Annotated in this window: 17 protein-coding genes and 1 tRNA gene; 7 read left to right on the top strand and 11 right to left on the bottom strand. The window is 63.2% G+C overall.

The window, feature by feature from the left end; genetic code table 11:
* Positions 1–2: 2 nt before the first annotated feature.
* The 5 genes from JI748_RS10625 to JI748_RS10645 all read right to left on the bottom strand — a co-directional run bounded on the left by JI748_RS10625 (position 3) and on the right by JI748_RS10645 (position 3,873).
* Positions 3–194, bottom strand: a complete 192-nt coding sequence (locus JI748_RS10625) for a hypothetical protein (protein WP_201630285.1) — start codon at positions 192–194, stop codon at positions 3–5.
* 1 nt (position 195) lies between these two features.
* The gene (hisG, locus tag JI748_RS10630) at positions 196–888 is read right to left on the bottom strand and encodes an ATP phosphoribosyltransferase (RefSeq protein WP_201630287.1); all 693 of its coding nucleotides are present in this window, start codon (positions 886–888) and stop codon (positions 196–198) included.
* Entirely contained in the window at positions 885–1,949 is a 1,065-nt protein-coding gene (locus tag JI748_RS10635) for an ATP phosphoribosyltransferase regulatory subunit (protein WP_201630289.1), read from the bottom strand. The genes hisG and JI748_RS10635 overlap by 4 nt, the downstream gene beginning before the upstream one ends.
* Entirely contained in the window at positions 1,946–3,442 is a 1,497-nt protein-coding gene (gene hisS / locus JI748_RS10640) for a histidine--tRNA ligase (protein WP_201630291.1), read from the bottom strand. The genes JI748_RS10635 and hisS overlap by 4 nt, the downstream gene beginning before the upstream one ends.
* 167 nt (positions 3,443–3,609) lie before the next feature.
* The gene (locus JI748_RS10645) at positions 3,610–3,873 is read right to left on the bottom strand and encodes a hypothetical protein (RefSeq protein WP_201630293.1); all 264 of its coding nucleotides are present in this window, start codon (positions 3,871–3,873) and stop codon (positions 3,610–3,612) included.
* Positions 3,874–4,397: 524 nt separating this feature from the next.
* Between JI748_RS10645 and JI748_RS10650 the strand changes: the two genes are divergently transcribed.
* Both JI748_RS10650 and JI748_RS10655 read left to right on the top strand, forming a co-directional pair.
* The gene (locus tag JI748_RS10650; RefSeq protein WP_201630295.1) at positions 4,398–5,027 is read left to right on the top strand and encodes a L,D-transpeptidase; all 630 of its coding nucleotides are present in this window, start codon (positions 4,398–4,400) and stop codon (positions 5,025–5,027) included.
* A 62-nt stretch (positions 5,028–5,089) separates the two neighbouring features.
* Positions 5,090–6,925 carry a pilus assembly protein TadG-related protein gene (locus tag JI748_RS10655; RefSeq protein ID WP_201630297.1) on the top strand — a complete coding sequence of 612 codons (1,836 nt, stop codon included), beginning with the start codon at positions 5,090–5,092 and terminating at the stop codon, positions 6,923–6,925.
* Positions 6,926–6,943: 18 nt separating this feature from the next.
* Here the strand turns inward: JI748_RS10655 and JI748_RS10660 are convergent.
* Positions 6,944–7,020 (bottom strand) — tRNA-His (locus JI748_RS10660).
* Between the two features lie 292 nt (positions 7,021–7,312).
* Between JI748_RS10660 and JI748_RS10665 the strand changes: the two genes are divergently transcribed.
* The 5 genes from JI748_RS10665 to JI748_RS10685 all read left to right on the top strand — a co-directional run bounded on the left by JI748_RS10665 (position 7,313) and on the right by JI748_RS10685 (position 14,657).
* Positions 7,313–9,709 (top strand): sensor histidine kinase, encoded by a 2,397-nt coding sequence (locus JI748_RS10665; protein ID WP_201630299.1) that lies wholly within the window; start codon positions 7,313–7,315, stop codon positions 9,707–9,709.
* A gap of 130 nt (positions 9,710–9,839) precedes the next feature.
* Positions 9,840–11,318: an ABC transporter substrate-binding protein gene (locus tag JI748_RS10670; RefSeq protein ID WP_201630301.1), complete on the top strand. Its 1,479-nt coding sequence runs from the start codon at positions 9,840–9,842 to the stop codon at positions 11,316–11,318.
* A 24-nt stretch (positions 11,319–11,342) separates the two neighbouring features.
* Entirely contained in the window at positions 11,343–12,290 is a 948-nt protein-coding gene (locus JI748_RS10675; protein ID WP_201630303.1) for an ABC transporter permease, read from the top strand.
* Positions 12,287–13,126 carry an ABC transporter permease gene (locus tag JI748_RS10680; protein WP_201630305.1) on the top strand — a complete coding sequence of 280 codons (840 nt, stop codon included), beginning with the start codon at positions 12,287–12,289 and terminating at the stop codon, positions 13,124–13,126. Before JI748_RS10675 ends, JI748_RS10680 begins: the two co-directional genes overlap by 4 nt.
* On the top strand, positions 13,113–14,657 hold the full coding sequence (locus JI748_RS10685) for a dipeptide ABC transporter ATP-binding protein (protein ID WP_201630307.1): 1,545 nt from the start codon (positions 13,113–13,115) through the stop codon (positions 14,655–14,657). The genes JI748_RS10680 and JI748_RS10685 overlap by 14 nt, the downstream gene beginning before the upstream one ends.
* Here JI748_RS10685 and JI748_RS10690 read toward each other — a convergent pair.
* From JI748_RS10690 to fsa, 5 genes are all read right to left on the bottom strand, one after another.
* Positions 14,654–14,881, bottom strand: coding sequence for a DUF3072 domain-containing protein (locus JI748_RS10690; RefSeq protein ID WP_201630309.1), 228 nt, complete (start codon positions 14,879–14,881; stop codon positions 14,654–14,656). The genes JI748_RS10685 and JI748_RS10690 overlap by 4 nt on opposite strands.
* 81 nt (positions 14,882–14,962) lie before the next feature.
* Entirely contained in the window at positions 14,963–15,937 is a 975-nt protein-coding gene (locus tag JI748_RS10695; protein WP_201630311.1) for a Bug family tripartite tricarboxylate transporter substrate binding protein, read from the bottom strand.
* A 96-nt stretch (positions 15,938–16,033) separates the two neighbouring features.
* The gene (locus tag JI748_RS10700) at positions 16,034–17,350 is read right to left on the bottom strand and encodes a GH1 family beta-glucosidase (RefSeq protein ID WP_201630313.1); all 1,317 of its coding nucleotides are present in this window, start codon (positions 17,348–17,350) and stop codon (positions 16,034–16,036) included.
* Between the two features lie 83 nt (positions 17,351–17,433).
* Positions 17,434–18,492 carry an Mrp/NBP35 family ATP-binding protein gene (locus JI748_RS10705; RefSeq protein ID WP_201630315.1) on the bottom strand — a complete coding sequence of 353 codons (1,059 nt, stop codon included), beginning with the start codon at positions 18,490–18,492 and terminating at the stop codon, positions 17,434–17,436.
* A 144-nt stretch (positions 18,493–18,636) separates the two neighbouring features.
* The gene (gene fsa / locus JI748_RS10710; protein ID WP_164533531.1) at positions 18,637–19,290 is read right to left on the bottom strand and encodes a fructose-6-phosphate aldolase; all 654 of its coding nucleotides are present in this window, start codon (positions 19,288–19,290) and stop codon (positions 18,637–18,639) included.
* Positions 19,291–19,294 lie beyond the last annotated feature (4 nt).

A 19,294-nucleotide genomic window follows, 5' to 3' on the forward strand; every position in this document is an offset into this window, starting at 1 on the left:
GCTCAGTCGCCGCCGCCGCCCCCGTCGCCACCGCCGTCGGAAGTGTCTGTCGCGCTTTGATCGCGGTCGAAGGCAACGGAGGATCCGCCGTCGCTGCCGTCGGATGGACGCCTGGTCTTCGGATTGTGCATGCCGGCATAAGCGATGACGCCGACACCGACCACTACCACTAGAAAGATGAAAGCCAGTTCCATCTTATAACACGAGGCGCGAGAGCAGATCGTCCAGCGCAGCCTTGCGGGGAGAGGACCAGCCGGCCGTTTTGCTGACGATCAGATTGGCTTCGCTCTTTAGCATTACGCCATCTTCGAGGACACGAAGGCCGTTGGCGGCGAGGGTCGAGCCGGTTGAAGTAATGTCGACCACGATATCTGCCACGCCGGAGGCGGGCGCGGCTTCAGTAGCACCGAGGCTTTCGACAATGCGGTATTCGGCAATGCCGGCGCGGGCAAAATGCTGGCGGGTGATGGTGATGTATTTGGTTGCGATGCGCAGCCAGCGGCCATGGCGGGAGCGAAAATCGGAGGCGACATCGGCCAGGTCATGCATGTGCGTGACGTCGATCCAGGCATCGGGCACGGCCACGACGACATCGGCGTGGCCGAACTGGAGGTCGCGCGCGAAGTCGACAGAGGCGGGGCCGGTTTCGCTGGTTTCATGGATCAAATCGCGGCCGGTGACGCCGAGATCGATATTGCCGCGGATCAGTTCGCGGGCGATTTCGGATGCAGGGTAGAAGCGGACGGTCACGTCCGGCAGGCCTTCAATGGCGCCGAGATAGGACCGGGCGCCGCCGGGGCGGGTGATGGTGAGACCGCGTTCGGCGAACCAGGCGCGAGTCAGCTCTTCAAGGCGGCCCTTGGAGGGAACGGCGAGGGTCAGGTTCATCGCGTCCACTCCGCTTCGAGGCGATCGACCCAGAGGGCGCAGCCGGAGGCGGCGATTGGCGCTGTTGCACCCAAGCGCTCCAAAAGGCGATCATATTGGCCCCCGGAGGCGAGCACGGTGCCGCCCTGCCCGCGCATTTCGAAGACGATGCCGGTGTAGTAATCGAGGCGCGGCGAAAAGCTGGCGTCGAAGGTCACACGCGCTTCGCCCAGGCTTTCGAGATGCCTGCGGATGGTGCGAAGCGGGGCGCCGAGAAAGAGCCGGTGCTGCTCGCCAAGCGTTTCAAGCTGGCGCAAAGCAGAGAGGGCATCGCCCTTGATGGCGAGATAGGCGCGCAGGAGTTTCAGTGTTGCGGCCGGAACGTGAGCGGCATCAAGGGCTTGCTGCTCGAGGAAACGGTCGGCGATCTCGGCGGGGGTGCGGCCTTCGGACAGGCTGAGGCCAGCAGAGACCATGCGGGCGGTGACGTCCTCTACCAGATCGTCACGGCTCGGCTGCTCGCTGCGCGGCAGATCGGGCGCAGCTTCGAGGCGCGTCAGAAGACGATCCATGGCCTCGGTGTGACCGAAGCGATGGCGAATGCGGGAGCGCCAGGCATCGGGCATATTGGCCTGCTGCAGCAGCGCTTCGAAGAGGCCGACGCCGCCGAGGTGAACGTTGGGTGCTACCCCATAAAGCGAAAGCGCCGCGCGGGCGAAGGTCAGCACCTGATCGAGGGCGAGGTCACCATCGGGCTGGGCGAGAAGCTCGATGCCGGCCTGATCGAACTCGGCTGGGCCGGTGTCGCGCTGGCGGAAGATCGGTCCAAGATAGGAGAATGCCGCGGCGTCGCGGGTTCCAGCGGCAATGTAATCGGCGACGATGGGCAGGGTGAAATCGGGGCGCAGGCAGTATTCGGCGCCGGTCTGGTCGGTGGTGAGCAGGAGGCGGCGCCCGAACTCTTCGCCGGCGAGATCGAAATAGGGATCGGCGGAAAGCAGCAGGGGCGGCTTGGCGCGATAGCCGCCCTGGGCCTCGACCAGCGTCTCGAGCTGCGCGCGGCGCATCGCGGCGTTGGTCATTGCTCGCTCAGCAACTTCTTGACCGCGTCCACAAGCTCACTGCGCTTGATCTCGAACTGACCGGGACGAGCAGCCTTCCATTCGGCGTTGTCGGTTATGGCTTGCGCCGCAAGCTTGCCGGCGATGAGATCCTTGACCTGCAGCACGCCCTGTTCGCGCTCCTGCGATCCTTCGATAATGGCGATCGGCGAGTTGCGCTTGTCGGCGTAAGCGACCTGCTTGCCGAAGTTCTTGGTGTTACCCAGAAACATTTCGGCCCGGATGCCGGCACTGCGGAGTTCGGAGACCATGGCCTGGTAGCCGGCCATCTGCTCCTTGTCCATGACGAGGACTACGACCGGGCCAAGGGGCTCGGTGGCACCGAGATTGCCGGTGAGTTTAAGGGCGTTGGCAAGGCGCGAAACGCCGATGGAAAAACCGGTAGCGGGCACCGGTTCGCGGCGGAAGCGGGAGACGAGGCCGTCATAGCGGCCACCGCCACCGACGGAGCCGAAGACGACGTCCTGGCCCTTTTCGTTCTGGACCTTGAAGGTGAGTTCGATTTCGAAGACCGGGCCGGTGTAATATTCGAGGCCGCGGACGACGGAGGGGTCGAGAATGACGCGACCGCCAAAGCCTGCGGCGCTGACGAGACCGAAGATGGAGGCGAGTTCCTGGACGCCCTGGAGGCCGGTCTCGGAGCCACCGATCAGGCCAGCCAGCGTATTGATGGTCGCGACAACATGAGCATTGCTGCCCTTTTCGATGCCGTCGGCGGGAAGGCCGCTATCGACATAGGCGAGGATCGGCTCGATCTGCTCCGGCGGTAGACCGGCGCCCTTGGTGAAGTCGCCGCTTTCGTCCTTGCGGCCGGCGCCGAGCAGCAGGCGAACGCCCTCGGGACCAAACTTGTCGAGCTTGTCGATGGCGCGAAGGACGGTGAGCTTCTGCTCGTCAGTGCTGACACCCGCGGTCGCAAGAACACCGTCGAGCACCTTGCGGTTGTTGACGCGGACGACGTACTGGCCCTCCAGGCCCAGTGCATCCATGACGTCGGCCATCATCATGCACATTTCGGCGTCGGCTTCCGGGCCGCCTGCCCCGACGGTGTCGGCGTCGAATTGCATGAACTGGCGGAAGCGGCCGGGGCCGGGCTTTTCGTTGCGGAAGACATAGCCCTGGCGGTAGGAGCGATAGGGCTTTGGCAGGCTCTCGAGATTTTCAGCGAAAAAGCGAGCGAGCGGCGCGGTGAGATCGTAGCGCAAGCTCATCCACTGTTCGTCATCGTCCTGCAGCGAGAAAACGCCGGCATTGGGCCGGTCGGTGTCAGGCAGGAATTTGCCAAGGGTCTCGGTGTATTCAAAAAGCGGCGTTTCGACGGGATCGAAGCCATAGCGCTCATAGACCGTGCGGATCTTGTTGATCATGGCGCCCACAGCGGCGATTTCGCCGGGGGTGCGATCTTCAAAACCACGCGGCAGACGCGGCGTGATGAGCTTGGTCTTTTCGGACATTTTTGGGCCTTCGGTGATCGCGCCGTTCCTAGACGATTGGCTTGAGGGAGACAACAGCGAAGGCCCCCACCCGGCCTCCCCCGTTAGACGGGGGAGGAGAAGAGAGGCGGCTCACATGGAGACTGGAGAAAGTCGGCGGCCGGGTGGTGCCCGGCCGCTATCCTATCTCAAGGCGATCTCCGGCCCGGCGGTTGGAGCCTGAAGGTGTGGAGATCGACGCCGGTCCAATGTGCCGGCACTGCTGCCGGGTCTAAGCCGACATCGGCCCGCAGACTTGCCGGCACTTCGCTATAGCGGGCAGGCTTCTGGGCCCACCAGGCGCCGATTGCGGCAAACATAACGGGCACAAGGCCGCGCTGGCGCACGGCGTCGGCGATGGAGAATTCGAGGCGCAGCACGACGCTGGCTTCGCTGAGCACGTTTGAAGACATTGCGATATCCGGCGGGCACAACGCCAGCCGGCCTCCTGTTGAGACGGTTGGAGAACATGCGGATTCCGGACGCAGTGCGACCCGGTTTCAGCAGATGGGCGTTGGGGGTTTAAAGAAGTTCGCGGGCCGGTCAGGGCCGCGGGCACATCAGGCGCGAGCGTTAGGCTCGGACGGTATGATGGCGTGTGGGACCCGAGCGGCGGAACATCACATTAGTCATTGAGTGCCTCCCTCGGGTTGGCAGTTGCGAACGAGGACTGGATACATCACGCCGGCGTGAGCCGCAAGCAGGACATGTGGCAGCGTGTCGCAGAGTGTAGTTGTTGTTGCAGCATTGCAACGCTCGCAATTGCCGCGCTCAGCGCATGCGAGACGCTACGGGGATAGGTAATGCGGTTTTCCTCCAGCGCCCGCGTCACCGTTTCTTAACCTACCTTGATTGCGTGGGATTAACCACGCGGCTTGACCTCTCCTTGGTGCTTCTGCGGCACATTGCCCGGCAAGCATTTTGGGGATGCAGAAGCATGAGCATACGTTTCACCCGCAGTCTTGTTGCCGCGCTTGCGGCACTGCCCGTTGTTTTCTCCACGCTACCTGCCAACGCGCAGACTTTTTACCCCGGCTGGCGCTTCGCTCCGCCTCCGGGTGTCACCATTGTCCAGGGCCGCCCGCGCCATGCCCTGGCCATGCAGGCTAATACGCAAGTGTCGTCGGTCTACCTGCGCCAGGTCGTTGCCTACCAGACCAGCGAGAGCAGCGGCACGATCGTGGTCGATAGCCAGGCGCACTTCCTTTATTTCGTGCTCGGCGGCGGCCAGGCTCTGCGTTACGGCATTGGCGTTGCCCGCGATGGTTTTGAATGGAGTGGCACGCATCGCGTGACGCGCAAGGCCGAGTGGCCGAGCTGGACGCCACCGGCCGAGATGCGCCGCCGCCAGCCGGGGCTTCCCACCTTCATGGAAGGCGGACGCGCGGACAATCCGATGGGCGCTCGCGCGCTTTACCTCGGCTCGACGCTTTACCGCATTCACGGCACGATTGAGCCCTGGACCATCGGCACCAATGTGTCATCGGGCTGCATCCGCATGGTCAATGAAGATGTCATCGACCTTTACGAGCGCGTGCAACTTAATACCAAAGTGGTCGTCCTTTAATAAGGACTTTGCGCCAGACTTGCCCCGATGCCCCGCAAGGGGCCTTCGGGGTTGCGCGTCCTATGTCCCAGTTCACAAGACTTCTCCGCCGTTTTGGTCGGGACGAAAGCGGCGTCTTTGCCGTCATCTTCGGGCTCATGGCCATTGTGCTCATCGCGCTGGGTGGCGCGGTGGTCGATTATGTGTCGTTGGAGCAGACGCGGGCGCGGGCGCAGACAGCGCTCGATGCTGCGGCACTGGCGCTGCAGCGCGATATCGACAGGGTGGGCGTTACCAAAGAAGACATCCGCCTTCGCGCCGAAAACATCGTCAAAGAACGGATCGGCGACACGCGGGTATCGGTCAAGGTGGACCGCATAAGCATCGAGCCAGAATCGGGCCGGCTGCTGCTGGGCGGCGATTTCACGCTACCAACGATGTTCGTGAGCCTCGTCGGCGTCAATCAGCTTGGCGCCAGCTTCACCTCGGAAGCGATGCAGGGTGCGGTGAACATGGAGGTGGCCATTGCGCTCGACATCACCGGTTCGATGGAGGGCAGCCGCATCACCGACCTTCAAAATGCAAGCTACGAACTGATTGAAACGATCCTTGCCAATAACGGCGGCGACACAACCGCCAGGGTTGCGCTTGTTCCCTATGCGCAGTCCGTCAACGCCGGAATCTATGCCGATGCGCTGCGTGGGCCGATCCGCCTGCCGCGCACGATCCAGAACATCACCTGGAGCAGCGGATCCGCCAAGACTATCTCAAGCATCGACAAGAACAATCCAGCCAAGGTAAACGTCACCAACCACGGCTTTCTGGTCAATGACTGGGTTTATATCACCGGCGTCAGCAGCATGACGCAGGTGAACAACAAACCTTTCAGAGTTTCGACAATCGGCAACGGGTTTTTCACGCTGGCTGGGGTTGATGCGCGCAATTACAGCAAGGGTACCGGCGGCTCGGTCATCAAGTGTCTCGCGGCCAATTGCGACCCGGTGATCACCTCTCCCGGCCATGGCTATGCGGAAGGCGAGCAGATCATCATCACCGGTGCCCGCGGCATCACAGATTTCAACAACATTGCGTTCAACATCTCAACGGTGACGGCAAACTCGTTCGTGCTGCCTGGCGCCAGCTTCTCGCGCACCAGCACCTATTCAACCAATAGCGGACGATTTTATTGCAACTGGCAGAGCGCGACAGTGGGGTGCTCGGAATATCAATTCCGCAATATCTGGAATCAGACCCGCACCAATGCGTACACGACCTGCGTAACGGACCGGGTTGCCCCGATTAACGACCGGGCGCCCAGCACAACCTTTGCCAGCCGCAATTATCCTGAGCCGAAAAATGGCTGCATCAGCAACAGCATCGTGCCGCTGACTACCGATGAGGGGGCGCTTGACAACGCGATCAAGGCGTTCGAGGCATCCGGTTCTACAGCGGGCAGTCTGGGCATCTTGTGGAGCTGGTATATGCTGGCGCCCAACTTCGGCAATGTCTGGCCCGACAACCGGCCGGCGCCCTACAATGAGGACGACCTGCTCAAGGCCGTTATCATCATGACGGACGGTGCCTTCAACACGGTGCATTGCAACGGCGTCGTTGCCAAGAACTCGGGACCTGGCAGCTCGATCTATTCCTACGGTGATTTTGACTACATCAACTGCGATGCCGCCAATGGAGATGCGGAAAAGCAGGCCAAAGCCTACTGCGCCGCGATGAAGAATGGCACCGGGATCGTGGTTTACACCGTTGGCTTCGGGATCACCAAAGGCAGCGATGCGGCCAAGCTCCTGGAAGGCTGCGCCACCTCCACCAGCAACGCTTTTCTTGCAGAAAACGGGGACGCCCTTATCGGTGCCTTCCGCCAGATCGCGCGCAACATCTCGGCCTTACGCCTGACGCTATGATCCGTTGTCTGAGGGAAGTGGTACCGCCTCCCCGGATTGAACGGGGGACCTCTAGATCCACAATCTAGCGCTCTAACCAACTGAGCTAAGGCGGCAAAGGGTTTTGAGGGCGGCAAAAGCTCTGCCCGAAAACGCGCGGAACATAGGTCGAGTTGATCGGGATGACAAGCAGTGATTTTGCGTCCTGTGGACAGCCCAGCCACGCAAGGCAGTTGCGTGACCAAACGTTAGGGAAAGCAGCTTAACCATGGGGAGCGATGCTCGCACCGCCGGTCCAGGCCGCTCTGGATTCGAGGGCACGCGCACTATATTGAAGAACACTTAAGGAACCTTGGGCGTTTGTGCCGTTATGGAACAAACACCGCGTCGACCCTTCAAAGGCTGTCTATGAATGAGCGCTGGAGCACATTGCCGGATGCACGCCGCGTTCTGCCTTTGGCGGAAGACGCGCGCCCGGCTTGGCTTTGGTCGCAGGACGGGCAGAGGCTGATCTGGTCCAACCGGGCCGCAGAGCTGTTTGCTGCCAAGATCAAGAAGGGCGCGCTCAAGCTGGCGCCAGCGGCGGTGCCGATCAAGGGACAGATCAACCGGATCATGCGGCTCGGCACGACGGGCCGCAGCAGCCTGGCACGTATCCAGTTCCTGACCGGCGAGCGGCCGGTTTCCGCCACGTGTTCGACAACGCCGTTGGTTTGGGAAGAAAGCGAGCCGGTCCTCCTGATCACGGCAGTCGATCCGATCGCCGACGACATTTTGGCTTTGGCGCGCGGGGAAGCCGAGCCAGAGCTGGTGCAGCCCATCGAAGAGCCGGTACGCGACGAGCCCGCACCCGACGCGGCCTATGAGCATGAGCTTGAAAGCTGGCGCGACGCCGATGCCGAGACCGTCTATGAGCCGGCGCCGGCAATGGAGCCCGACCCTGAGGCAGATGCGCCGGAGCAGTGGAGCGCGGCGCTGGCCGAAGATGAGCCCGTTGCTCCCGTTATCGAGCCCGTAGAGCCAGTCGTCGCCGCTGTCGAAGACAGTCAGGGCTCCAACCGGCTCAGCAGCCTGATCGATCGCCTGGCGGCAGACGACGCGCTGTTTTCGCCTTTGACCGAGGCGGATGACGTGGCACCTGCCCTGGCGACCGAAGTTCCGGAGCCGGCGCCGCTGCTGTTCAAGGTCACGGGGCGAGGCTTTACGCCAAACGTCGTCGAATCAGCCGAGCCCGTCGTGGAAGAGGCCGCAGTGCCCCCGCCACCCGATGCCGAAACTGTGGAGCGGGTGTCGCGCTACAATTTCGACGAGCTTTCCCGCATTTTGTCCGATCGCGTCGGCAACCAGCCGCCGGCCACGACCAAGACGGAGACATCGACACCGGGCGCGCTGATCAATCTGGGCGGCGAAACGCTGGTGCTGAACCGGCTGCCGCTCGGCATCCTGGTGTTTCGAGACCAACAAATCCTTTTTGCAAACCGCGCCATCACCGAAATGGTGGGCTACGAGTCCGTCGAAAGCCTGCGCAAAGCGGGGCTTGCGGCCATGTTCCCCTCGGCAGGGGGCGATGACCAGAGTGCGGGACCGGTCAATCACCTGGTGCAGCGCGACGGTACGCTGGTGCCCGTGACGGCGCGGTTGCAGTCGATCTCCTGGCAGGGCCGCCCTGCCCTGATGTTGTCGGCGAGCACGACTGAAGTGCGCACCGGCCACGAAGATGCGGTCAAGGCCTTCGCACAAAGCTTTGCCGATATCCGCGGCGATGGTTTTATCGACGCCAATCGCGCCGGCGTCGTCAACTTCGGCAGTGAGCAGGCAGCGAACCTGCTGGCGGGCGGCAAGGTCTTGGCCGGAAGGCCGATTGCCGATCTTGTTGGCAGTGCCGATGTCGTCGCACTGCGCGCTTTTCTCGAGCGCCCGGCACGCTTTGCCGAAACGGCGCGGCCATGCCTCACCTTGCGCTCCGCCGATGGTCGCAGCGAGATTCTGCTCTTTGCGCTTGGTCAGGCTGGGGTCCTGTCCGGCTATTTCGGGCTGGTGCGCGGCCGCGAAGCGGCTCCCGCGCGGATCAGTGCCGCAAGCGACGTCGATCCGGCGCTGCTCGGACGCATCAGCCGCGGCGTGCGGCGGCCGCTCAACACCATTGTCGGCTTCTCCGACCTCATCCGCTCCAAGGCCTTCGGCGCTCTCAACAACGAGCGCTATGAAGGCTATGCCGACGACATCGCCCGCGCGGCGCAGGAGATTGCAGCGCTTGTCGACGAACTCGACGACTATGCGCGGCTGCGCGACGGACGCTATCTGCCGCAGCGGGCAAGCCTCGATCTCACCGCGCTTCTCGAAAGCTGCGTGCTGCGCATTCGCGACCAGGCCAATGCGAACCGCGTCATCGTCCGCAATGCGATTTCGGAAACCCTGCCCAGGATCACCGCCGATCGCGCGTCGCTGGCACAAGCGGTGCTGAACCTTCTTGCCAGCGCCATCGACCAGACGCCGGTCGGCGGCGCCGTGGTCATCTCGGCACAGCGGCACGACGATGGCGCCATCGTCATCCAGGTGCGCGACAGCTCGGCCGGCGCGGTCGACATGTCCGAGCGCTTCGTGGTCTTCCGCGACGGTGTCGGGCGGGACGGGCAGGCGCTGGCGCCGGTGCGGTCAAGCGTTGGCCTTGCGTTGACGCGCTCGCTCCTGGCGGTCAATACGGTGTCCTTGTCGGTCGATCCGGCGGGTGCGGAAGGGCTGTTGTTCAGCCTCAAGATCCCGGCCGACCTCGTCGACGAACGCTCGGCCGTTCGCGACAACTAAGGCAGTGGGCAAATATGCCCTAAGCGTCTCCGGCAAGGGAAAAGTTTGGCCCGCGCAAAGGGTGCACGCGGCGGCAGTTTTGCCTATAGCTACGCGCGCGAGCGACTGCCGACTCGGTTGGAGAAAAGCCATGAGCCTCAAGACCTCCCTCACCCTGGCCCTTGCCGGCCTCATGATGACCAGCGCGGCAGCCTTGGCTCAGCCGACCGAGATCAAGATCGGCGTTGCCTTCGAGCCGCCCGCACTCGATCCGACCGCCGGCGCGGCCGAAGCGATCGACGTCGTTGTCTACCAGAACATCTTCGAGGGCCTTGTCCGCATCGACAAGGACGGCGCCGTGCAGCCGGGGCTCGCCGAGAGCTGGACGGTGAGCGATGATGGGCTCAACTACAGATTCAAGCTCCATGACGGCGTCACCTTCCACGATGGCAGTGCCTTCGATGCCGAGGACGTAAAGTTCACCTTCGACCGCATCCTGGCCGAAGATAGCGTCAATGCGCAAAAGGCGCTTTATGCGCCGATCGCAGCGGTCGAGGTTGTCGATCCGCTGACCGTCGATATCACCCTATCGCGGCCCGATGGGCTGTTCTTGTTCAATATCGGGCGCGGCGATGCGGTGATCGTGGCGCCGGAAAGCGCCGACAACAATGCCACCGATCCGATCGGCACCGGGCCGTTTGCCTTCGTGCAGTGGGACCGCGGCAGCCGCGTGATCCTTGAGCAATATGGTCCCTATTGGGGTGACAAGCCGGCGCTGACCCGCGCCAGCTTCGTCTTTATCGGCGATACCGGGGCGATGACCAATGCGCTCCTGGCCGGCGACATCGACGGCACCAACAATTTTGCCGCCGAAGCGCTGCCGGTATTCGAGGGCAATCCGCAGTTCAAGGTCCTGGTGGGCCTGACCGAGGGTGAAACCATCCTTGCGACCAACAACAGGAAAGCGCCCTTCGACAACCTGCTGGTGCGGCAGGCCATGGCGCATGCGCTCGATCGCGAGGAGATCATCGAAGGCGCGACCTATGGATATGGCGCGCCGATCGGCACGCATTTTGCGCCGCAAAACCCCGACTATCTCGACCTCACCGGCACCTATCCCCATGACGTCGAAAAGGCAAAGGCGCTGCTCGCCGAAGCTGGCTATCCCGACGGCTTTTCGGCAACGCTGAAGCTGCCGCCCGTGGCCTATGCGCGGCTTTCCGGGCAGATCATCGCCAGCCAGTTCGCCGAGGTCGGCATCAAGCTCGAACTGGTCAACTCCGAATTCGCCCAGTGGCTCGAAGATGTGTTTGCCAACAAGGACTTCGACCTCACCATCATCGCCCATGTCGAGCCGTTCGATATTGGCATCTATGCCAACCCCGACTACTACTTCGGCTATGACAATCCCGAGTTCCAGGCGCTCAACGAGACCCTCACCGCGACCCTGGACGCGGCCGAGCGCACCAGGCTCGTGCAGCAAATGCAGACCATCATCGCCGAAGATGCGGTCAACGGCTACCTGTTCGAACTGGCGCAGACCGGCGTCTGGAACGCCAAGCTTGAGGGCATGTGGCCGAACTCGCCCGTCGAAGGCGTGGTTCTGCGCGATATCCACTGGACGGAATAGTCTGGACCCGGGCAGGAGGGAGGCGTGCTAGCCTTTCTCCTGCGCCGCTTTGCCGGCTTCGTGCTGATGCTTCTGGCATCGGCAGCGGTGATCTTCCTGCTGCTCGACCTTTTGCCGGGCGACCCCGCCCGGTTCATCCTCGGCATCAATGCCAGCCCCGATGCGGTAGCTGCGCTGCGCCTGCAGATGGGGCTCGATGCGCCTGCCCTGGAGCGGTTCTTGCAGTGGCTGGGCGGCATGCTTGGGGGCGACTTCGGCACCTCCGTCACACAGCGTTTGCCGGTGGCGCAGCTGATCGTCGAGCGGCTCGCGGTGACCTTGCCGCTGACCATTCTTGCCATGCTGATTTCCATGATCGTGGGCCTGCCGCTCGGCATTTTGGCGGCCAGGCGGCGGGGAAAGCCGGCGGATACGGCGCTGATGATCTTGGCGCAGACCGGGGTGGCCGTGCCGAATTTCTGGTTTGGCATGCTGCTGACGCTGGTATTTGCGGTGACGCTGCGCTGGCTGCCGACCGGCGGCTTCGTGCCCTGGCATGAGGATTGGGTGGGGTCCTTGCGCAGTCTCATCCTTCCCAGCCTGGCGCTGGCGCTGCCGCAGGCATCGATCCTGGCCCGGGTGATGCGCACGGCTCTGGTCGACGTCATGGGCCAGGATTTCATCCGCACGGCGCGGGCCAAGGGCATGACCATGGATGAGGCGATCTGGCGGCATGGGGTCCGCAATGCGCTCTTGCCGGTGCTGACGATCTTGGGCCTGCAGTTCGCTTTTCTTGTTGCCGGGACGATCATCGTCGAAAACGTCTTCTTCCTGCCCGGACTGGGCCGGCTGATCTTCAACGCGGTTACCGAGCGCGACCTGATCCTGGTGCGCGGCGCCACGATGGTGCTGGTTGTCGTGGTAACGGCGACCATGCTGATCACCGACTTGACCTATGCCTGGGTCGACCCGCGCCTCAGAGTGCGCGCATGAGCTGGCGGCACAATCCCGGCCTCGTCGGCGGGCTGATCGCGATCTTGATTCTTGCAGCTCTTGGGCTCACCTCGCTATGGTGGACCCCCCACCCCATCGAAGCGATCAGCGTCGCCGATCGTTTTCAGTCACTTGGGCCGGAACACTGGCTCGGCACCGACCATTTGGGGCGGGACCTCCTGTCCATGGTGATGCACGGCATCCTCACGAGCCTAATCGTCGCCGCGTCTGGCGTCGTCATCGGCATCGGCGTCGGGGTGCCGATGGGACTTGCGGCAGTGGCCTGGGGCGGCTGGGTCGAATGGCTGGTGCTGCGCCTTTCGGACCTGGCTTTCGCTTTTCCCGCATTGATCGTCGCCATTCTGATCGCGACGCTTCTCGGACCGGGCGAGCTCAACGCCATCATTGCCATCGGCATCTTCAACATCCCGGTCTTCGCTCGGGTCGCGCGCGGCGGGGCGCTGGCGATAGCAACCCAGGACTATGTCGCAGCGGCGCGGCTGGCGGGCCTCGGCAATGCAGCAATCGCGGCGCGACATTTGCTGCCGAACATCGCAAGCCTCATCATCGTCCAGGGCACGATCCAGCTGTCGCTCGGCATCCTGGCGGAGGCGGCGCTTTCCTATGTTGGCATCGGCACGCAGGCTCCGGAAACAAGCCTTGGCCTGATGCTGCGCGACGTGCAGGGCGTGTTCCTGATCCACCCATGGCTCAGCGTGCTGCCGGGGCTGACGATCGTTTTTCTGGTCATAGCGCTCAACATTGCAGGGGACGGCTTGCGCGATGCCATCGATCCGCGCCTTCGTCGCCAGGGGATGAACCATGGCGCTGGTTGAGATCGAGAACCTTTCGATCAGCTTTGGCGGCCGGCCGGCGGTGCGGGAGCTCTCTCTAAACATCGAGCGTGGCGATCGCTTCGGGATTATCGGCGAAAGCGGTTCGGGCAAGTCGCTGACCGCTTTGGCGATCACCGGGCTGTTGCCGGAGACCGCGAAGGTCTCGGGACAAGTGCGCTTCGATGGCGACCCATTGCCGCCAAACGAACGGGAAATGGCGCGCCTGCGTGGCAAGCGCATCGGCATGGTGTTCCAGGAGCCGATGACGGCGCTCAACCCGTTGATGACCATTGGTGACCAGATCGGCGAAGCGGGCACCCTCGCCGATGTATCCACGGACATTGATGGCCTCCTGCGGGAGGTCGGGCTGCTGCCGCTCCATGCCGCTCGATTTCCGCATGAGCTTTCCGGCGGGCAGCGGCAGCGGGCTATGATTGCCATGGCATTGGCGAGCCAGCCGGAGCTGATGATCGCAGACGAGCCGACATCGGCGCTCGATGCCATCACCCAGCGCAAGGTGCTCGACCTTATCGGCGACATCTGCGAGCGGCGGCAGATGACGCTGATCTTTATCAGCCATGACATTCGCGCCGTCGCCGCGCTTTGCACCAAGGTCGCGGTGATGCGCGCGGGCGAAATCGTGGAGCAGGGTTCGATCGACGCGGTGCTTCAATCCCCGAAGGCGGAGTACACGCAGCGTTTGCTGGCCGCGAGCCGCGTGGAGCGGCGGCACCGGAGCCCCCAAGCCCGCGAGGCTTTGCTGACGGTCGATGCCGTCAGCCGCGATTATGGTAATGGGGGCTTCTGGCTCTGGCGCCAAAAACCAGTGCGCGCCGTGGATCGCGTTAGTTTCAGCCTGGGACGAGGCGAAAGTGTTGCACTGGTGGGACCGTCCGGCTGCGGCAAGAGCACGCTGGCGCGCATGATCGTAGGCCTCGACAGCACGACCGAAGGCCAGTTTAGACTGGACGGCACGCTCTATCATGGGCGCAACCTTCCGCCTTTGTTGCGCGGGGGCGTATCGCTGGTGTTCCAGGACCCGTTCAGCAGCTTTGACCCCCTCATGACGGTGGGCACTTCGCTCGGCGAACCGCTCCGTTTGCTGCGACAAATGACGCGCGAAGAACGGGGGCGTCGCCTGGTGGAAGCGATTACATCCGTTGGCCTCGACCCCGCCATGCTCTCGCGGTATCCGCATGAATTTTCAGGCGGGCAGCGGCAGCGGCTGGCCATTGCCCGCGCCATGGTGACCAAGCCACGGCTTCTGGTGCTGGATGAACCGGTGTCAGCGCTTGATGTGTCGGTGCGCGGCGATGTGCTCAACCTGCTTGGGCGCCTGCAGGAAGAGCACGGCCTTACCTACCTCATCATCAGCCACGACCTCGACATGGTCGCCGCAATGGCCGACCGGGTGCTGGTGATGGAAGCGGGCAGGATCGTCGAACAGGGACGGCCGGACGATCTTTTCGCCCGGCCGCAACATGAGCTGACGCGCGCCCTCATGGCCGCGCGCCTGCCGGATGTCGTTTAGTTATCGAGGCCAACTTCGCCGCGGAGGGCGTCGATGCGTTTGGAGGCTTCGGCTTTGCTGAGGTCTTCGGCGAACTGTTCGGGCTGGTGAGCCTGCTCGGACAGGGTCTTGAGGTAGGAGGCCTGGGCATCGGTCATCGGGTCGTCGCCGGTGGTCCAGGTGTCGGGATCCTTCTCAAGATTGGAATGCTCGCTCGGTTCGATCTTCTGCGTGGGGGTGGACATGAGAGAACTCCTTGTTGTTCTCTAAATGTTCGCAAGCCCCTTCCGTTCCCGAAGGGGCCGGACTTTCACCCGGCCGTGATGCTATTGGATGGAGACACCGGCTTCCTTGATGACCGGAGCCCAGCGGGCGACTTCGCTTTGAACATGGGCGGCCAAGTCTTCGGCGCTGGAGCCAACGACGACGGCACCGGCTTCGGCGAGCCGCGCCTTGACGGCAGGATCGTTGACGGCAGCGACGGCGGCTTCATTGAGCTTGGCGATCACTTCGGGCGGCGTGCCGGCGGGTGCGAAGAGGGCGTTCCAGGTGTTGGTTTCGTAGCCCGGCACCCCGGCTTCATCCATGGTCGGCAGATCGGGGAAGCTGGCGCTGCGTTCGAGCGTCGTCACAGCCAGGGGCTTGAGCGTTCCGGCCTTCATGTGTTCGCTGGCGGAAGGAAGGTTGTCGAAGATGATCGGCACGGCGCCGGAGAGCGCATCGACCAGAGCCGGGCCTGAGCCCTGATAGGGCACATGGACCATGTCGGTGCCGGTCATCGACTTGAAAAGTTCGCCGGAAAGATGAAGCGGCGTGCCGTTGCCGGACGAGGCATAGGCGTGCTGCTCGGGCTCCGCCTTGAGCTTGGCGATCAGTTCTTCGACTGAATTGGCCGGAAATGCGGGATTGACCAGCAGGACGTTGGGGACAGTCACCAGCAAGGAAATGGGCTCGAAGTCGGCGCTCGGATCAAAGGGCGGCGTGGCGTAAAGGGAGGCGCTGAGGGCATGGGTCGCAATGGTGCCCATGAGGATCGTATAGCCGTCAGGCGCTGCGTCGGACACGGCCGTAGCGCCAACGACGCCGCCGGCACCCGCCTGATTCACCACGAGAACATTCTGGCCCAGCTGCGCGGTCATGGCTTCGGCGACGATGCGGCCGACAAGATCGGTCGAGCCGCCGGCAGCAAAGGGCACAACGAGATTGATCGGCTGGGTGGGGAAATCCGACTGCGCAGCAGCGGGCGCGGCAAGTGACAGCGCTCCCGCGATGAAGGCGGGCACAACAAAAGCGAGCTTCATGACAATGTTCTCCTCCTGTGGCGCATTTTCGCGCCCGGCCGAATTGAGACGGCTCGGGCACGAGGCTATCTGCGCGGGGAGATCAGAACAAGCGGACTACTTGGTGTTGTGCAAGAGGCCCTGGAAGGAGCGATAGCTGGCCTTGGGCGTGCGCTTTTGCGTGGCGTAGTCGACATGGACGAGGCCGAAGCGCTTGTTGTAGCCCTCGGCCCATTCGTAGTTGTCGAGCAGCGACCAGGCGAAATAGCCGCGCACATCCGCGCCTGCCGCGCGCGCCGCGAGAACGGCCTTGAGGTGATCGTCGTAATATTTGACGCGGCGCGGATCGTCATTGCCTTCGGCTTCGGCCATGCCGTTCTCAGTCACATAGACCGGGATCTTGGTGTATTCGTTGGAGACCCGGATCAGCAGGTCCTTCAGACCCTGAGGATAGATTTCCCAGCCGATGTCGGTCTTTTCCAGCGGACCCTTGACCTGGTCAACCGGACGGCCGGGCTCGGTCGAAGCCTTGTAGAGGCCGCGGGTATAGTAGTTGATGCCCAGCCAGTCGAGCGGGCGCGACACTGTCTCCATGTCGGCCTGGTAGTTGGCGGGCAGATAGGGCTCGAGCCATTGGGTGAGCACTTCGGGATATTGTCCCTTGAAGACACCGCCGAGATACCAGCGGTTGAAGAGCGCATCGCCGAAATCGACGGCCTGTCTGTCTTCCTCGCTCTCGGTCGCCGGCTCGGACTTTTCGAGGTTGAGGACGATGCCTAGGTTCTTGGCGCCGCCGGCACGCAGGGCATCGATGGCGGTGCCATGAGCGAAGAGCACATGGTGCATGGCGCGGGCTGCTGCACGGAGGTCGCGATAGCCGGGCGCGTGGATGCCCAGATAATGGCTGAGGAAGGCAACGCACCAGGGTTCGTTGATGGTGGCGGTGGCCTGGAGGCGATCGCCGAACTTGTCGGCGACGAGGCTCGCATAGTCGGCGAACCAGTTGGCAATGTCGCGGTTCATCCAGCCGCCGCGATCCTGGAGGGCTGAGGGGAGATCCCAGTGGTAGAGCGTGGCATAGGGCTTGATGCCGCGCTCGAGCATGCCATCGATCAGGCGATCGTAAAAATCGATACCTTCCTGGTTGGTCGCGCCGGTGCCTTCAGGAATGAGCCGCGGCCAGGCGAAGGAGAAGCGATAGGCATCGAAACCGCCGTCGCGGATGAGATCGAGATCCTGCGGCCAGAGTTCGTAGTGATTGCAGGCGTTGAGGCCGGTATCGCCGTTGTGGACGTTGCCGGGAGTGGCCGAAAAAGTGTCCCAGATCGACTGGCCGCGACCGTGGCTCTGCGTAGCGCCCTCGATCTGGTAGGCGGCCGTGGCGACACCAAAGGTGAATTCAGGACCGAAATCCTTGCGATCGAACGTGAACATATGCCCTCCCAACCGGCGCCTTTGCCGCTTGTCTAAGGCGGATAGCACCGGCAGGATCGCGGTTGCAATCGATTTAAGGGGCTCTATGTCAAGGTTGCGATCAGGCGCTGAGCGATGGCGCGGTAGGCGGCGGCTTCGGGGCCGGTGGGGGCGGCGATGACCGGGGGCGTGCCGGCGTCGGAGTTTTCGCGGATGGACATGACCAGCGGGACCGGGCCGAGGAAGGGGATGGCGAGGTCTGCGGCGGCTTGTTCGGCGCCGCCGGTGCCGAAAATGTCGTAGCGGTTGCCAGTGTCTGGGGCGATGAAATAGCTCATGTTTTCGATGAGGCCGAGCACGGGCACGGACATGCGGCGAAGCATGTCGATGGCTTTCTGCGCGTCGATCAGGGCGAGGTCCTGCGGGGTCGAGACGATGACGACGCCGTCGACCACGGTCTGCTGGAAGAGGGCGATATGGATGTCGCCGGTGCCGGGCGGCAGGTCGATGACGAGGACGTCGAGTTCGCCCCAGGCGGTTTCGCGCAGCAGCTGGCGGAGGCCGGAGGTGGCCATGGGACCGCGCCAGACCACGGCCTGGCCGGGGACCAGCATGGAGCCGATGGAAATGGCTTTGAGACCGAAGGCTGCATGCGGCGTGAAGATGCCGTCGTCGCGAATGGCGGGCTTTCCTTCGAGGCCGAGGAGCTTGGGCAGGGAGGGGCCGTAGAGGTCGGCGTCGAGGAGACCAACTTTGAGGCCTTCGGCGGCGAGCGAGAGCGCGAGATTGACGGCGGTGGTGGACTTGCCGACGCCGCCCTTGCCGGAGCCGACGGCGACGATGCGGCGTACGCCCTTGACCGGGGTTTTGCCGGCAGGGACCGGCGCGCCATGGGAGAATTTTGGAGAATTGCCCTTTTCGGCAGTGATGGAGACCATCACCTTGCGGGCACCTCCGAGCGCTTGCGCGGCTTTTTGCGCTTCGTCCCGGGCGGGGCCGAAGGCGGCTTCCATGCCGGTGGCGACAGCTATGGCAAAGGCGATGGCGCCGGGTGTGACGATGATTTCGGAAAGGCCGGCATAGGTCGCAAGGTCCCCGCCTCCGGGGATTTCAACCCTGGCGAGGGCGGTTCTTATTTGAGCTGCGAGATCAGTGTCGGCCATGGTTGTTGGGCACAAGCGTGCCGCAACTCCGCTGTCATGCCGGCGCAGGCCGGCATCCATCCTGAGGACGATCCCCGCACATGCATCTCAGGATGGACCCCGGCCTGCGCCGGGTGACATCGCGTATGCGGGAATATGTGCGTGCTAGAGAATGCTCTGCCCGGTGCCGGCCCAGTCCTTGACGAAGCCGTCGATGCCCGAATTGGTCAGCGGGTGGTTAACGAGCTTCTTGATTACGTCGGGCGGGATGGTGGCGACGTCGGCGCCGGCGAGGGCGGCTTCGGTTACGTGGTTGGGGGAGCGGATCGAAGCAGCCAGGATCTGGGTCTCGAACTGGTAGTTGTCGTAGATGGTGCGGATGTTTTCGATCAGCTCCATGCCATCGAGATTGATGTCATCGAGGCGGCCGATGAAGGGCGAGATGTAGGTGGCGCCAGCCTTTGCGGCGAGCAAAGCCTGGTTGGCCGAGAAGCAGAGGGTGACGTTGGTCTGGATGCCGGCGTCCTTGAAGTGCTTGGTGGCCTTGAGGCCATTGAGCGTCAGGGGAAGCTTGATGACGACGTTCTTGGCGATCTTGGCGAGGTGCTCGCCTTCGGCGACCATGCCGTCATATTCAAGGCTCGCGACTTCGGCGGAGACCGGGCCGGGGGTGATGCCGGCGATTTCCTTGATGACTTCCTTGAAGTCACGGCCGGACTTGGCGATCAGCGACGGATTGGTGGTGACGCCATCGACGAGGCCGGCTTCATGAAGTTCCTTGATGGCGGCGGTATCAGCAGTATCGACAAAGAACTTCATCGTT

The sequence above is a fragment of the Devosia rhizoryzae genome (genome assembly GCF_016698665.1).
In the GTDB taxonomy this organism is placed as follows: domain Bacteria; phylum Pseudomonadota; class Alphaproteobacteria; order Rhizobiales; family Devosiaceae; genus Devosia; species Devosia rhizoryzae.